This is a genomic window from Candidatus Dorea massiliensis AP6 (assembly GCF_964245105.1).
In the GTDB taxonomy this organism is placed as follows: domain Bacteria; phylum Bacillota; class Clostridia; order Lachnospirales; family Lachnospiraceae; genus Laedolimicola; species Laedolimicola intestinihominis.
Genome location: NZ_CAXTKW010000004.1, coordinates 171892 through 186770 on the forward strand (window position 1 = coordinate 171892; position 14879 = coordinate 186770).

A 14879-nucleotide genomic window follows, 5' to 3' on the forward strand; every position below is an offset into this window, starting at 1 on the left:
ACACAATGGCTACATTAACAATCAGCAAGGAAGATGAAAAGCGCGTAAAGGCAATGGGATTTCTGAGCAATAAGGGAACCGATAATTTCTCGGCAAGAATCATTACCGTCAATGGAAAGATAACGGCTGCGCAGCAGAGATGCATTGCGGAAGCGGCGGAAAAATTCGGAAACGGAGTGATAACCTTTACCACCCGTCTGACGGTGGAGGTACAGGGCGTTCCCTACGACAAAATCGAAGAATTCAAGGAATATATTGCCAGAGAAGGACTAATTACAGGTGGAACCGGTTCTGTGGTACGCCCGGTTGTAGCCTGTAAGGGAACCACCTGCCAGTATGGACTTTTGGATTCCTTCGCCATTTCCGAGGAAATCCATCACCGTTTTTATGAGGGGTATCACACGGTAAAGCTGCCGCACAAATTTAAGATTGCGGTAGGCGGCTGCCCCAACAATTGTGTAAAACCGGATTTAAATGATTTGGGAATCATTGGTCAGAGAATCCCCGAATTTGACGAGGATAGCTGCAACGGATGTAAGAAGTGCAGCGTAGAGGCAGCCTGTCCCATCGGCGCGGCAAAGGTGAAGGACGGCGTTCTGGAGATTAACAAAGAAATCTGTAACAACTGCGGCCGCTGTGTGGGTCAATGCCGTTTCGACGCCATCGAAGACGGTCAGTACGGATTTAAGATTTACATCGGCGGCCGCTGGGGCAAAAAAATCAATCACGGAAAAGCGCTGCGTAAGGTGTTCACTAGTAAGGAAGAAGCCTTAAACGTGATTGAAAAGGCGATTCTCCTGTATCGGGAGCAGGGCATTACCGGCGAACGTTTCGCTGCGACCATCGAACGTCTCGGCTTCGATAACGTGGAGCAGCAGCTTCTGTCTGATGAAATTCTGGAGAGAAAGCAGGAGATTCTGGATGCGCAGCTTCATCTGACAGGAGGAGCAACCTGTTAAAAGGGAAACCCTATAGGGTATATTTTGTTGACGAAAGCCCGTCTGTATGCTACACTGACTAAGGTATAACGCAGAGAGTATGCATGATGCATAAAGCAGGGGAATCAGGTGGAAGACCTGAGCGATCCGGTCACTGTAAGCAGCGTGTCTGCAAGCCAGGCTACCTGCTCTTTGCGGGAAATGGACAGGCTTCCGTGGAAAGCGGTTCCGGATATAGTTGGCGGCGGATGGGATGAAATCCGCTGCTGATCATAAGGAGAGATCTGTCATAAAATACAGATCTCTTTTTGTTTTGCAAGCGTATGAGGAGAAAATTATGTTAAATCAGTTTTCAAGAACAGAACTTTTACTGGGAAAAGAAGCCATGGAGATTCTGGAGCATTCCAGGGTGGCAGTCTTCGGTATCGGCGGCGTGGGCGGCTATGTGGTGGAGGCCCTGGCGAGAAGCGGCGTGGGAGCCTTTGATCTCATCGACGACGATAAGGTGTGCCTGACGAACCTGAACCGCCAGATTATTGCCACCCGGAAGACGGTGGGTAAGTACAAGGCCGAGGTCATGAAGGAGCGTATCCTGGAGATCAATCCGAAGGCGGAGGTCAATACACATCTCTGTTTCTTCCTGCCGGAAAATAAGGATGAATTTGATTTCAGCCGGTACACCTATGTGGTGGACGCCATCGATACAGTCACCGCGAAGATTTCTCTGGTGGAGGAATGTGAGAAGGCAGGCGTGCCCCTGATCAGCAGCATGGGAGCGGGCAATAAGCTGAATCCCTTCCTGTTCGAGGTGGCGGATATCTATAAGACCAGCGTATGTCCGCTGGCGAGAGTCATGCGGCGCGAATTGAAAAAACGCGGCATCAAAAAGCTGAAGGTGGTCTACTCCAAGGAGAAGGCGGTGCGTCCCATCGAGGACATGTCCATCAGCTGCAGAACCAACTGTATCTGCCCGCCGGGAGCCAAGCATAAATGTACTGAACGCCGTGACATTCCGGGTTCGACCGCATTTGTACCGTCCGTAGCGGGACTTCTGATCGCAAGTGAAATCGTAAAGGATCTGACCGAGGACGCCATGAACCGCGCCCGGGCAGCCCAGGAGCAGGAGGAGAATAAATAGATGAAGGGTAAATTATACGGCATCGGCGTGGGTCCGGGTGATCCGGAGCTGTTGACGCTGAAAGCAAAACGGATTCTCGATGAAGCGGATATCATCGCCGTTCCGGTAAAAGAAGCCGGAGAAGAGAGTACGGCGCTGGAAATCATCCGCCCGGTGGTGGAACTGGAGCATAAGCACCTCCTGGAAGTCATTTTCCGGATGGCAAAGGATAAGGAGGAGCGGAAGAAGTGCAGAGCAGCGGCCTGCGAGCAGCTGACCGCAGAGCTTTCCCGGGGAAAGAATATCGCTATGATTACCCTGGGCGACGTCTCGGTATACAGCACTTACATGTATGTGAACCAGTATGTGGCAGAGCATGGCTTTGAAACGGAGATTATCCCGGGTATCCCATCCTTCTGCAGCGGAGCGGCTGCGGCCCGGTTACCGCTGATGGAGGGAAATGAGTCCCTGGTGATCGTGCCCTCCGTCCGTGCGGAGCAGCAGGTGGAGGAGGCCATCGCCCACTATGACAACGTGGTCATCATGAAGGCAGGAGGCAGCATTGGCCGCATCCTGGAGCTGATGAAAAAGTATGACCGCGCGGAAGGCTGCGCTACGGTCATCAGCTGCGTGGGTATGAAGGACGAATATATCGGATCCCTGGATCCGGAGAGAACATACAGTTACTTTACAACCGTCATCATCAAGAGAGAGAAGAGGTAAAACAATGGTATCATTTATCGGAGCAGGCCCGGGAGATCCGGAGCTTCTGACAATTAAGGGAAAGAAACTGATCGACAGCGCGGATATTATCATTTACGCAGGTTCTCTGGTAAACCCCAAGGTGCTGGCGGACGCCAAGGAGGGCGCGCAGATCTATAACAGCGCCACCATGACCCTGGAAGAGGTTCTGGCTGTCATGAAGGACGGCGAAGCCAAGGGCCTGAAGGTGGTCCGTGTACATACCGGCGACCCGGCTATCTTCGGCGCGCACCGGGAGCAGATGGACGCTCTCGATCGCATGGGTATCGAGTATGAGGTCATTCCGGGGGTCAGCTCTTTCCTGGCGACTGCGGCAGCCCTGAAGAAGGAATACACGCTGCCGGGTGTGAGCCAGACGGTGATCCTGACCCGCATGGAGGGCAGAACGCCCATGCCGGAGGGGGAAAAGCTTCAGGATCTGGCCAGACATCACGCCACCATGATCATTTTCCTGAGCATCGGTATGATGGACGAGCTGTCCGCAACCCTTCGGAAGGAGTATCGTCCGGATACACCTGTGGCAGTTGTATACAAGGCAAGCTGGCCGGAGCAGAAGATTGTGCGGGGAACCCTGATGGACATTGCAGAGAAGGTAAAGGCAGCAGGCATCACCAAGACTGCGCTGACTGTAGTAGGAGATTTCCTGGGAGATGATTATGAGCTGTCCAGGCTTTATGACAAGACCTTTACCCATGAGTTCCGGAAGGGAGTCGAAGCGTAATGAGCATCCGGCTTATCAGCATCAGCCATAAGACGGCGCCGCTGGAGGTTCGGGAGCTTTTCGCCTTTACCAAAGAGAAGCAGGCGGAGCTTGAGAAAATCCTCATAGACGAGGGCGGCGCGGCAGAGAGCGTCATTATCGCTACCTGCAACCGGACAGAGATTTATACCTATTTTGATAAAAAACAGGATAAGAAGAAAAACGTATTTACCAGGCTGCAGGAGCTGATTCTCCGGGAATCCGGAGCGGCAGCCGTGAAAGAGGACGTATCCGATTATCTGCGCTTCTATCAGGACAGAAAAGCGGTCAATCACCTGTTTTCCGTGACAGCGGGACTGGATTCCATGGTGGTGGGCGAGGATCAGATTCTCGGCCAGGTAAAGCATGCGCATGCGCTGGCACAGGAGGCGGGCAACAGCGGCAAATACCTGAATACCCTGTTCCGCTATGCCGTGACCTGTTCCAAGAAGATTAAGACGGATACGGATTTGTCAAAGACCTCGGTATCTACGGCGACCCTGGCGGTCAAGGCAGCGGAAGAAGCCTTTGGCGGAAGCCTGGCGGGTAAAAATGTTATGGTTATCGGCGGTACCGGTCAGATCGGCGGTATCGTACTGAAGAATCTGTACAGCCTGAAGGGCTTAAATATCTACAGCACCATCCGCAATGTAACAATGACCCACGACGCCCATATCAAGAGCGAATCCAATACCCTGATTGATTATAAGGAGCGCTACGATTACATCAACGCCATGGATGTGATTATCAGCGCTACGGCCAGCCCCCATTATACGCTGACCGGCACGAAGGTGAAGGAGCACATGACGACGGATAAGCCCCGTGTTTTCGTGGATCTGGCGGTTCCGGTGGACATCGAGGAGACCATCGCCGAGTTCCCCCACACCTTCTTTTATAATATGGACGACCTTGAAGAGTTAGCAGAGACTAACAACCGGGCCAAGAAGGAAGCAGTCTGTCAGGCGGGTGAGATTCTGGAAGAGTTTGAAGAGGATTTCATGCGCTGGATGATTTTCCAGCAGGCGGTACCCCGGATGCAGGAGGTCAAGCACTGGATGGAAGAGGAAGCGGAGAAAAAGGGCTTCGGCAAGGCCATTGACAAGCTGTTTTACCGAATCCGGGAGAATGCGAGCCCGGAGGAGCTGGAGGCATTTGTGGAGAATCTGCGGGAGCCGGAGAAATAAGCAGATATCAGCGGGATTCCGGAAAAGGAGCCCGACAGAGTTTCAGATAGAAAATGGAGAATACAATGGGAAAATTATACGTGGTGGGCTTCGGCCCCGGCGGTTATGAGCATATGACCGCCAAATGTATCGACGTTATCAACAATGCGGATATTATTACCGGTTATACCACCTATGTGGAGATGTTAAAGGAGTTCTTCCCGGATAAGAATTATCTGGCGACTCCCATGATGCAGGAAGTGAAGCGCTGCCGGATGGCAGTGGAGGAAGCAATGAAGGATCAGACCGTGGCCATGGTCAGCTCCGGAGACAGCGGCATCTACGGCATGGCAGGTATCATTTACCAGGTGGCAGAGGAAATGAATGCGGATATCGAGATCGAGACCGTACCGGGTGTGACGGCAGCCAGCGCGGCGGCTTCTGTGCTGGGTGCGCCGCTGATGCATGATTTCGCAGTGATCAGCTTAAGCGATCTGATGACGCCGCTGGATCTGATTATGAAGCGGGTGGACTGCGCCGGTCAGGGCGACCTGATCGTCTGCCTGTATAATCCCAAGAGCAAAAAGCGTACCGGCTATGTGGAGCAGGCAGCGGAAATCCTGATGCGCTACCGGCAGCCGGAAACTCCTGTGGGTATCGTGCGTCACGCGGGACGCAAAGAGGAGAGCAAGCAGATTACAACCTTAGCGGAGCTTAAAAACGCGGAGATTGATATGTTCAGCGTAGTCATCATTGGAAACTCGCAGACCTATGTAAGCAGTGGTAGAATGATCACCCCCAGAGGCTACGCGTTAAAGTAAGGCCCGCAACCGAGATAGAACGAAGTGAAATCGAGGTCAGCGCTCATGGAAATACAGGAGTAAATTATGAAGATTCGAATCGGTACAAGAAAAAGCAAACTGGCTCTGGTACAGACCGATCTGGTGCGGCGGCGCATTGAAGCGGCTTTCCCGGAGGCGGAGATAGAAATCGTGGAAATGTCTACGAAGGGCGACGAGATTCTGGATAAATCGTTGACCTCTTTTGGAGGCAAGGGCGTTTTTACCCGGGAACTGGAGGAGGCTCTGCTAAAGGAAGAGGTAGATCTGGCCGTCCACAGCGCCAAGGATATGCCCATGGAATTCCCGGAAGGGCTTTACATTGGTGCGGTGCTGGAGCGTGCTGACGTCCATGACGTGCTGGTGACCACCACAGGCGTGAAAGCGCGGGAGCTGGCGCCGGGCAGTATCGTGGGAACCAGCTCTCTCCGGCGGGAATTGCAGATCAAAGAGCTGAATCCCACGGTACGGATCCGGATGCTGCGCGGCAATGTGCAGACCCGGATTCGGAAGCTGAAAGAGGGTCAGTATGACGCGATTCTTCTGGCGGCGGCAGGTCTGGAACGGCTGGGGCTGGACAAAGAAGAAGGGATCCGGTTGGAATATCTGGACACGGACAGCTTTCTTCCGGCGGCCGGGCAGGGCATTCTGGCCGTTGAGGCGAAAAAGGGACGCTTTACGGAAGTATTAAAGTCCATTCACTTTGAGGAGGCGGCGCTGGAGCTTGAGGCGGAGCGCAGCTTCCTGGCGGCTATCGGCGGAAGCTGTAATGCCCCGGCGGCGGGACTGTGCGTCCCGGCAGCGCAATCCCTGAAAATGAAGGTATTGTACGCACCGGAGGGAACAACCGAGCTTCGGAAAGCCGAGGCTATCGTGGATTTGACTGAAGCAGGCAGCCAGGAAGAGAAGCTTTCCAAAGCGCGCATGTTAGGCGAAAACCTGGCAGGCGAAGTGAAGCGGGGCAAGGTCTGGCTTTTGGGCGCAGGCCCCGGCGATATGGGACTGCTGACACAGAAAGCCCTCTGGTGCATTCGTCACGCGGACGTTCTGGTCTATGATAATCTGGCAAGCGGCGCCATTTTAAATGAGGCAAGAGAGGACGCGGAGCTTATCTACGCGGGCAAGCGCGCAGACAAGCATCATTTACGCCAGTGGGAGACCAATGCTCTTCTGGTGGAAAAGGCCCTGGAGGGCAAAAATGTGGCCCGGGTCAAGGGCGGCGATCCCTTTATCTTTGGCCGCGGTGGCGAGGAAGCTCAGGAGCTTTTAAAGGCTGGCGTGGAGTTTGAGATCATTCCGGGCGTGTCTTCTTCCTACGCGGCTCCGGCTTACGCGGGCATTCCGGTGACGCACCGGGACTTTGCGTCCTCCTTCCATGTGATTACGGGACATGAGAGCGCGGACAAGACCGGTCTGGCGCTGGATTACGCGACCCTGGCGAAAGAGGAAGGTACGCTGGTATTTTTGATGGGCCTGAAAAATCTGCCCCATATCACGGAAGAACTGATTACCCATGGAAAGGATCCGAAGACACCGGCGGCTGTAGTGCAGGCGGGAACGACGGCCAGACAGCAGGTGGTAACAGGCGTGTTGGAATCCATCGCGGAGACGGCGAAGACAGCGGGTATTCAGACCCCGGCCATTACGGTGGTGGGCGATGTGGTGACCTTGCAGAGACAGCTTTCCTGGCTGGGCGGCAAGCCCCTTTTTGGAAAACGGGTACTGCTGACCGGTACGAAGCCCATGTGTGAAAAGCAGCGGGAGGTTCTTGCGGCAGACGGCGCGGAGGCGATTCCATTCAGTCTGATTTACACGAAGAAGCTGAGCACTCCGGCGACGGAGCAGGCATTTACAGAGATAAAGAATTACAGCTGGGTGGTGCTGACCAGCAGCAACGGCGTGCAGTTCTTCCTGGATGAGCTGAAAGAGCGTCGGATGGATATTCGAAGTCTCGCAGGTCTTAAATTTGCGGTCATTGGTGCAGGCACGAAGGCAGCCCTGGAGGCGGCAGGTATTTATGCGGACTTTGTGCCCGGCCGGTATTCCAGCAGGGATCTGGCCGCGGAGTGGATTCCGGGGCTGACAGCGGCGGATAAAGTGCTGCTTTTACGCGCGGAGGAGGCTTCTTCAGAGCTTACAGAGACGTTGGAGGCGGCAGGCGTTCCTTATACGGACACAGCCCTCTATCACACTGCCCGGGACGGACGCAAGGCCGAAGAACTGAACCGTATCCTGCCGGAAATGGATTATATTACCTTCGCCAGCGCATCGGCGGTCAAGGCCTTTGCGGCTATGGCAGAGAACCCGGGGGACATGACGGCAAAGGCTGTCTGCATCGGTCCGGTGACAGAAAAAGCGGCAGTGCAGGCGGGCATTCCGGTGTATGCAAGCGCAGTGGTTTACACAGCGGAGGGGATACGGGATGTGCTCAGAAAAGATAATTTGAAAGGGAAAGCGAATTGATTCAGATACAGAGCGGTGTGGCTTCGATAGTGGAAGGAAAACTGCATAGGGGAAATGAGCCGAAGCAATTCGTTTATCTGCACGGCGGCGATATCCGCGGCGCAGCGGAAAAAAGTGGACGAAACGAAGCGGAATTTCTGGATTTTTCCGCCAATATCAATCCCTTAGGCATGCCGCCCGGCGTCCGTGAGGCTATCATCGAAAGCCTGGACAGATCCCTGAACTATCCGGATCCCTTTTGCCGGGGCCTTAAGGCAGCGCTGTCCGAAAAGCTCGGCCAGCCGGAAGACTACATTCTCTGCGGCAATGGTGGTGCAGACCTTATATACCGACTGGTATACGCCACCCGGCCAAAGCGGGCGCTGGTAACCGCCCCGGCCTTTGCGGAGTATGAGGAAGCCCTGAACCAGGCCGGGACGGGGATAGATTTCTTTCCGCTGGGGAAAACTCTGGAAATCACAGAAGCTTATGTGGATAGCTTATCCGCGGAGCATGATATGGTATTCCTCTGCAATCCGAACAATCCCACTGGTATCCTGACGCCGCGCAGTGTCGTAAAAAAGCTGCTGGATAAGGCGAAAGCCCTGGACGTGCGGGTGTGTCTGGATGAGTGTTTTCTGGACTTTATTAAAAATGAGGAGGGCTATTCAGCGGCGGGCTGGCTTGCGGAATATCCGAATCTGATCATTTTAAAATCCTTTACAAAAATGTACGCTATCCCTGGTCTGCGGCTGGGCTATGTGCTGTCGGCGGATGCGGATCTGCTGAATCGGATGCGTCTGGCGGGCCAGCCCTGGTCCGTATCGGAACCGGCCCAGGCCGCCGGAATCGCGGCTCTGAGGACGGAAGGCTTTCGGGAACAGACGATCGATCTGGTGGATCGGGAGCGGGCGTTTTTAAAGAAAAAACTGGAAGAACTGGGGCTGTGTGTGTGCGACGGTCATGCCAATTACCTGTGTTTTCAGGCGGCAGGCGATGAGAAGCTGGCGGATCGAATGCAGGCGGAAGGAATTCTGATCCGGCGCTGCGCCAACTATCACGGGCTGGGCGCGGATTTTTACCGGACGGCGGTGCGGGGACACAGAGAGAATGAAAGGCTGCTTGAAGCTCTGGAGAAAGTTTTGCAAAAAGGAACCTGATTCATAAAATTTACGATCAAGAAACGGAATAAGTTTGGTGATAACATGAGCGAAAAGAAAAAAGCAAAAGTAATCATGGTACAGGGAACCATGTCCAACGCGGGCAAAAGCTTCCTGGTGGCCGGACTCTGCCGGGTATTTAAGCAGGACGGCTATAAGGTGGCTCCCTTCAAATCCCAGAACATGGCCCTGAATTCCTACATCACAAAGGACGGCCTGGAGATTGGCCGGGCCCAGGCCATGCAGGCGGAGGCCGCGGATATTGAGCCGACCGTGGAAATGAACCCGATTCTCTTAAAGCCCACCAGCAACGTGGGCAGCCAGGTCATTGTGAACGGCGAGGTTCTGGGCAATATGAAGGCTATGGATTATTATGCCAACAAGCGGAAGCTGATTCCGGAGATTCAGAAGGCCTTTGATAAGCTGTCCGACGAGTACGATATTATCGTGATCGAGGGTGCGGGCAGTCCGGCGGAAATCAATCTGAAGGAGAATGACATTGTAAATATGGGTATGGCGAAGATCGCCAAGGCTCCCGTCCTGCTGGCAGGCGACATTGACCGGGGCGGCGTGTTTGCGTCTCTTTATGGTACGGTGAAGCTGCTGGACGAGGACGAGCAGCAGATGATCAAGGGGCTGATTATTAACAAATTCCGCGGCGACGTGGAAATTCTGCGTCCCGGTCTCTCTATGATTGAGGAACGCACCGGGATTCCGGTGGTGGGCGTGGTGCCCTTGAAGCCTCTGGATATCGACGACGAGGACAGCCTGTCCGAGCGTCTGAATCATAAGGAGAAAAAGGGCGGCATCGATCTGGCAGTCATAAAACTTCCACATATTTCCAATTTCACAGACTTCAATGTATTTGAGGGCATGGACGGCGTGTCGCTGCGCTACGTGCGGGATGTGAGCGAGCTTGGGAAACCGGATCTCATTTTCCTGCCGGGAACGAAGAACACCATGGACGATTTGGTTTGGATGCGGGAGTCCGGCATGGAGACGGCGGTGCTTCGCTGCTCCGGGGATGGTATTCCGGTTGTGGGCATCTGCGGCGGCTATCAGATGCTGGGCGACGCGCTGGAGGATCCGGACAATGTGGAGCACGGCGGAACTATGCGGGGCATGGGCCTCTTACACACAAAGACCGTATTTTCCCGGGCGAAGACCCGGACCCAGATTCAGGGCCGTATCAAAAACGAGGCGCAGCTTTTGGAATTTGCCGGAAAAGAAGTGCAGGGCTATGAGATTCACATGGGACGCACGGAAGCCCTGGGCGGCTGCCGGGAGACCATTTATCTGGCGGACGGTCGTGTGGACGGTCTGGCAAATCCGGAGGGAACCGTGTATGGCACGTACCTGCACGGGATCTTCGACTACGGCGATCTGGCGGCTATGCTGGTGAGCCGGCTGATGGTGAAGAAGGGTCTCGATCCGAAAAACTGGCATTTTGACGCCCGGGCCCATAAGAAGCAGGAGTACGACAAGCTGGCGGATCTGGTCCGCAGCTCTCTGGATATGAAGAAGATTTACGAGATATTGGAGGAAGGAATCTCATGTTAAATGAAATCGAAATTGTAAAGCCCATGGATATCGAGAAGCGCAGTATGGCGATTATCACGGAAGAACTGGGAGGCCGCACCTGGCCGGAGCCGGAGTTTTCCATTGTGAAGCGCTGTATCCATACCTCCGCGGATTTTGACTATGCGGACAATCTGTGCTTTTCCGAAAATGCGGCGCAGATTGGCGTGGGCGCTTTGAATAAGGGCGCGTCCATCGTCACCGATACCCAGATGGCGGCCTCCGGTATCAATAAAAAACGTATGAAGGAATGTGGCGGCGAAGTCTACTGCTTTATGAGCGATCCGGACGTGGCTGCGGCGGCCAAAGAACGGGAATGCACCCGCGCGTCCATTTGCATGGAGAAAGCGGCCGAGCTTGGCAAGCCCCTGATTATTGCGGTAGGAAACGCGCCCACAGCCCTGATTCGCCTCTATGAGCTGATTCAGGAGGGAAAAATCAGGCCGGAGCTTATCATCGGCGCGCCGGTGGGCTTTGTAAATGTGGTGGAAGCCAAAGAGCTGATTATGACTGCAGGCATTCCCTATATCGTGCCGAGAGGACGAAAAGGCGGCAGCAATATTGCGGCGACCATCTGCAATGCCATGTTATATCAGGGCGGCAGATAGAGTTTTTGGGTAGAGAATAAGAAACAGAGAATATAGAAGAAACGAAAGTGTGAAATTATGGAATTGGATCAGTACACGCAACAAATAAGACCGTTAAATGAGGATGCGGTGACCGCAGCCTGGACCCACTGGGATTCCCTCTGCAAGCCCTTACGGGGCATGGGACGCCTGGAAGAAATGGCAGTGCAGCTGGCGGGCATCTACGGAACCGCAAAGCTTGGTGAAATTGCGGATCTGAAGCCGGTGGTGGCCATCATGGGCGCGGACAACGGCGTGGTGGAAGAGGGCGTCAGCCAGACCGGAAGCGAGGTTACGGCCCAGGTGCTGGAAAATATGGGCGACCGCAAATCCTCTGTCTGCATTATGTCCAAGCAGATGGGCATTGAGGTGATCCCGGTAAATATCGGCATGTTCGTGGACGGAAAACATCCCCGGATCTGGAACCGGGTAGTCCGCTACGGCACCGCCAATATGGCAAAGGAACCGGCCATGACCCGGGAGGAAGCCGTGAAAGCCATTGAAACGGGAATTCAGGTGGTAAAAGACCTGTACGAGGCGGGGTGTCGCATGATTATCACAGGTGAAATGGGAATCGGCAACACGACCCCCAGTTCAGCCATGGCGGCGGTGCTGCTGGACAAGGATGTAGCAGAGGTAACCGGTCGGGGTGCGGGACTTTCCAGCGCCGGACTGGAGCATAAAATCGAAGTGATCCGTCGTGCTATCGAGGTCAATCAGCCGGATAAAAATGATATCCTGGATGTACTTTCCAAGGTGGGCAGTCTGGATATTGCAGGCATGATTGGCTGCTATCTGGGCGGAGCGATGCTGCGTGTGCCGGTGCTGATCGACGGCTTTATTTCCTCTGTTTCCGCATACTGTGCGGCGCAGCTTGCGCCGGAGAGTAAGGCCTATATGGTGCCGACCCATTGTTCCTCGGAGCCTGCGGGCCGGATGATGCTGGACGCCCTTGGCATGACGGCGCCCATTCAGGCGGGCATGCACCTGGGCGAGGGCACCGGAGCCGTGACGGCTTACAGCCTGTATCAGTACGCACTGGCGCTGTATAACGGACTTCCCAGCTTTGCAGAGGGAAACGTGGAAGAATATACGCATCAGAAATAAAAAGTGTGGAAAATTAAGAGTTTCTTAATGGGAAAACTGGCAGGATATTTGATAGAATAAAGCTGATACAATAAATACTTGAAAGTATTTACATGGAGGTGCGGGTATGAAAAATAAGTGTGCAAGGCTTCTGACAGCGGCTGTGGTGCTGCTGATGGTGGTTATGGTGCTTTCTCTGAGCGGCTGCGGGAAAAAGAACGATGTGGAAAATGGAACAGGGCAGACGGATACGACGACAGACACAGACGCGGCAGAAAATACGGCAGATACGCCGGACGATGCAGACAAAGCCGCATCTAAGAACTCTGACAGCAGTGCTTCGGCAGAGTTCAGCTTCGCGGATCTTCAGTATGTAGATTTCACCTTCTCCAGCGGCGCGGGAGCCTGGGCAACCCAGCTGAATATCCGGCCGGACGGCAGCTTTTCCGGGGAATACTGGGATATGGATATGGGCAGTACCGGAGACGGTTACCCGAACGGAACCCAGTACGGCAATACCTTCACCGGAACCTTTACGGATTTAAAGAAGGTCAATGATTATACCTGGTCCATGAAGCTGGATAAAATCAATTATACCTACGAAATCGGAAAGGAAGAGATCCTCGATCAGATTCTCTATTCTTATACGGAGGCTTACGGTCTGGACGGTGCGGACGAGGTGGATATCTATCTGCCCGGGGCTCCGGTTGACCAGCTGCCGGAGGAGTTTTTACAGTGGGCGTGCAGCAATTATGATCGTCTTGAGGCCGAAGAGAACGGTCTTCCCTGCTACGGCCTTTACAATGTGGAGGGCGCAGAGGGATTTTCCGGCTATGACTTTGTGGACTGGGCGAAAACCTATGTGGAAAATACAGAAAAAGCGGCGAAAGAGCTGGAGGATTCCCTTCAGAACGATTCCTCTTTAAGCCAGGGGGATATGAATGAGAAGAGTCAGGAGCTTTATGAGGACTGGGATGCAGCACTGAACCAGATCTGGTATCATTTGAAGGACAAGGGAGTTCTCGGTGAGGATGCCATGGCGAAGCTTCTGGAGGAACAGCGGGCCTGGATCAAGGATAAGGAAGCAGCGGTACAGGAGGCCGGAAAAGAGGCTGAGGGCGGAAGCCTGCAGCCCCTGCTGGAAAATACAGAGGCGGCCAAGTGGACCAGGGAGCGGACCTATGTTCTTCTGAATATCCTGCTGGAGGCAGCAGGCCGGGAAACTGTGACGATGGAGTAAAATATCGATGCTGGATCAATACGTCTATAAAAATAATAAAAAAATGCGGATGGGCTACACCACCGGCTCCTGCGCCGCGGCGGCCTCCAAGGCGGCGGCCTGGATGCTGCTGCACGGCCAGATCCTGCCGGAGGTAGAGCTGATGACGCCAAAGGGCATCGGTCTCCATCTGGAGGTGCTGGAACCGAAATTCTCAGCCACCAGCGCCTCCTGCGCCATCCGAAAGGACGCAGGCGACGACCCGGATGTGACCGACGGCCTGCTGATCTATGCCACAGTCAGTCGGACAGCGCAGCCGGGCGTCACGCTGGACGGCGGCGAGGGCGTGGGCCGGGTGACCCGGACAGGTCTCGAACAGGCCGTGGGCGACGCAGCCATCAATAAGGTACCCCGTCAGATGATTCGCGAGGGCGTGGAGGACGTGTGCAGGGCGGCCGGATATACCGGCGGCCTTTCGGTGATCATTTCCATTCCGGGCGGCGCGGAGCTGGCGCAGAAGACGTTTAACCCCCGCCTTGGTATAGTGGGCGGTATCTCCGTTCTGGGAACCAGCGGCATCGTGGAACCCATGAGCGAGGAGGCCCTGATTCAGACCATCCGGGTGGACATCAAAATGCAGCTGTCCGGAGGGCGGAGCTATCTGGTGCTGGTGCCGGGTAATTACGGCCTGGATTTTCTGGAGGATTATGAGCCGGAGGTGCTGAAGCGTTCCGTCAAATACAGTAATTTCCTGGGAGAAGCCATCGACGCGGCTGTGGAATTCGGCGCGAAGGGAATTCTGCTGGTGGGACATATCGGGAAGCTGGTGAAGCTGGCCGCAGGAATTATGAACACCCACTCCCGCAACGCCGACGCCCGGATGGATATCCTGACGGCCCACGCGGCGGTGCTGGGCGCGGATCAGGAGACGGCGGCCAGGCTGATGGACTGCATTACCACGGACGAGGCGCTGGAGATTCTAAAGGAAAAAGGGCTTCTGGAACCGGTGATGAAACGGCTCATGGAGCGGATGGAATTCTATGTGGATCACCGCAGCGGCAAGAGCCTGGAGCGGGGCATCCTGACCTTTTCCCTGGAGCAGGGCGTGCTGGGCGAGTCCACAGATGTGCGGCGGCTGATAGCCTGTGTGAAAGCGGAAATCGAGCAGACAGAGTCTGAAGGAACAGAAAAACTGGCAGAGTAAGATAGA

The 14879-nt window shown here is 54.6% G+C and carries 13 protein-coding genes and 1 riboswitch; all 13 genes read left to right on the plus strand.

All coding sequences use genetic code 11. The features are described 5' to 3' along the window. Positions 1–5 precede the first annotated feature (5 nt). The 13 genes from ACESZP_RS05920 to cbiD all read left to right on the plus strand — a co-directional run bounded on the left by ACESZP_RS05920 (position 6) and on the right by cbiD (position 14873). The gene (locus ACESZP_RS05920) at positions 6–959 is read left to right on the plus strand and encodes a ferredoxin-like domain-containing protein (RefSeq protein ID WP_178039927.1); all 954 of its coding nucleotides are present in this window, start codon (positions 6–8) and stop codon (positions 957–959) included. 58 nt (positions 960–1017) lie between these two features. Continuing rightward, a riboswitch (cobalamin riboswitch) is annotated at positions 1018–1145 on the plus strand. Between the two features lie 130 nt (positions 1146–1275). Continuing rightward, on the plus strand, positions 1276–2076 hold the full coding sequence (locus ACESZP_RS05925; protein ID WP_440321560.1) for a tRNA threonylcarbamoyladenosine dehydratase: 801 nt from the start codon (positions 1276–1278) through the stop codon (positions 2074–2076). Beyond that, on the plus strand, positions 2077–2778 hold the full coding sequence (cobI, locus tag ACESZP_RS05930) for a precorrin-2 C(20)-methyltransferase (protein WP_499708332.1): 702 nt from the start codon (positions 2077–2079) through the stop codon (positions 2776–2778). A gap of 4 nt (positions 2779–2782) precedes the next feature. Continuing rightward, complete coding sequence (cobM, locus tag ACESZP_RS05935; protein WP_499708334.1) at positions 2783–3538, plus strand: precorrin-4 C(11)-methyltransferase; 756 nt, start codon at positions 2783–2785, stop codon at positions 3536–3538. Continuing rightward, complete coding sequence (hemA, locus tag ACESZP_RS05940) at positions 3538–4740, plus strand: glutamyl-tRNA reductase (protein WP_499708335.1); 1203 nt, start codon at positions 3538–3540, stop codon at positions 4738–4740. The genes cobM and hemA overlap by 1 nt, the downstream gene beginning before the upstream one ends. Before the next feature lie 65 nt (positions 4741–4805). Continuing rightward, positions 4806–5540: a precorrin-3B C(17)-methyltransferase gene (gene cobJ / locus ACESZP_RS05945; RefSeq protein ID WP_349163306.1), complete on the plus strand. Its 735-nt coding sequence runs from the start codon at positions 4806–4808 to the stop codon at positions 5538–5540. A gap of 66 nt (positions 5541–5606) precedes the next feature. After that, positions 5607–8021 carry a hydroxymethylbilane synthase gene (gene hemC, locus ACESZP_RS05950; RefSeq protein WP_499708336.1) on the plus strand — a complete coding sequence of 805 codons (2415 nt, stop codon included), beginning with the start codon at positions 5607–5609 and terminating at the stop codon, positions 8019–8021. Further along, the gene (gene cobD, locus ACESZP_RS05955) at positions 8018–9160 is read left to right on the plus strand and encodes a threonine-phosphate decarboxylase CobD (RefSeq protein WP_499708337.1); all 1143 of its coding nucleotides are present in this window, start codon (positions 8018–8020) and stop codon (positions 9158–9160) included. Before hemC ends, cobD begins: the two co-directional genes overlap by 4 nt. A 45-nt stretch (positions 9161–9205) precedes the next feature. Next, a complete protein-coding gene (locus ACESZP_RS05960) occupies positions 9206–10720 on the plus strand; it encodes a cobyric acid synthase (protein ID WP_499708338.1) in 1515 nt (504 codons plus the stop codon). Continuing rightward, positions 10714–11346: a precorrin-8X methylmutase gene (locus tag ACESZP_RS05965; protein WP_178039935.1), complete on the plus strand. Its 633-nt coding sequence runs from the start codon at positions 10714–10716 to the stop codon at positions 11344–11346. Before ACESZP_RS05960 ends, ACESZP_RS05965 begins: the two co-directional genes overlap by 7 nt. A gap of 57 nt (positions 11347–11403) precedes the next feature. Further along, a complete protein-coding gene (gene cobT, locus ACESZP_RS05970; protein ID WP_178039936.1) occupies positions 11404–12471 on the plus strand; it encodes a nicotinate-nucleotide--dimethylbenzimidazole phosphoribosyltransferase in 1068 nt (355 codons plus the stop codon). Positions 12472–12577: 106 nt separating this feature from the next. Next, on the plus strand, positions 12578–13690 hold the full coding sequence (locus tag ACESZP_RS05975; RefSeq protein WP_499708340.1) for a lysozyme inhibitor LprI family protein: 1113 nt from the start codon (positions 12578–12580) through the stop codon (positions 13688–13690). Between the two features lie 7 nt (positions 13691–13697). Continuing rightward, positions 13698–14873: a cobalt-precorrin-5B (C(1))-methyltransferase CbiD gene (cbiD, locus tag ACESZP_RS05980; protein ID WP_499708341.1), complete on the plus strand. Its 1176-nt coding sequence runs from the start codon at positions 13698–13700 to the stop codon at positions 14871–14873. The last annotated feature ends 6 nt before the right edge of the window (positions 14874–14879 follow it).

Excerpts from the sequence above, each read along its gene's own strand:
- ACESZP_RS05920 (WP_178039927.1), top strand. The coding sequence starts at position 6 with ATGGCTACATTAACAATCAGCAAGGAAGATGAAAAGCGCGTAAAGGCA.
- cobJ (WP_349163306.1), top strand. The coding sequence starts at position 4,806 with ATGGGAAAATTATACGTGGTGGGCTTCGGCCCCGGCGGTTATGAGCAT.
- cobI (WP_499708332.1), top strand. The coding sequence starts at position 2,077 with ATGAAGGGTAAATTATACGGCATCGGCGTGGGTCCGGGTGATCCGGAG.
- ACESZP_RS05960 (WP_499708338.1), top strand. The coding sequence starts at position 9,206 with ATGAGCGAAAAGAAAAAAGCAAAAGTAATCATGGTACAGGGAACCATG.
- cobT (WP_178039936.1), top strand. The coding sequence starts at position 11,404 with ATGGAATTGGATCAGTACACGCAACAAATAAGACCGTTAAATGAGGAT.
- cobM (WP_499708334.1), top strand. The coding sequence starts at position 2,783 with ATGGTATCATTTATCGGAGCAGGCCCGGGAGATCCGGAGCTTCTGACA.
- ACESZP_RS05925 (WP_440321560.1), top strand. The coding sequence starts at position 1,276 with ATGTTAAATCAGTTTTCAAGAACAGAACTTTTACTGGGAAAAGAAGCC.
- ACESZP_RS05975 (WP_499708340.1), top strand. The coding sequence starts at position 12,578 with ATGAAAAATAAGTGTGCAAGGCTTCTGACAGCGGCTGTGGTGCTGCTG.
- hemA (WP_499708335.1), top strand. The coding sequence starts at position 3,538 with ATGAGCATCCGGCTTATCAGCATCAGCCATAAGACGGCGCCGCTGGAG.
- ACESZP_RS05965 (WP_178039935.1), top strand. The coding sequence starts at position 10,714 with ATGTTAAATGAAATCGAAATTGTAAAGCCCATGGATATCGAGAAGCGC.
- hemC (WP_499708336.1), top strand. The coding sequence starts at position 5,607 with ATGAAGATTCGAATCGGTACAAGAAAAAGCAAACTGGCTCTGGTACAG.
- cbiD (WP_499708341.1), top strand. The coding sequence starts at position 13,698 with ATGCTGGATCAATACGTCTATAAAAATAATAAAAAAATGCGGATGGGC.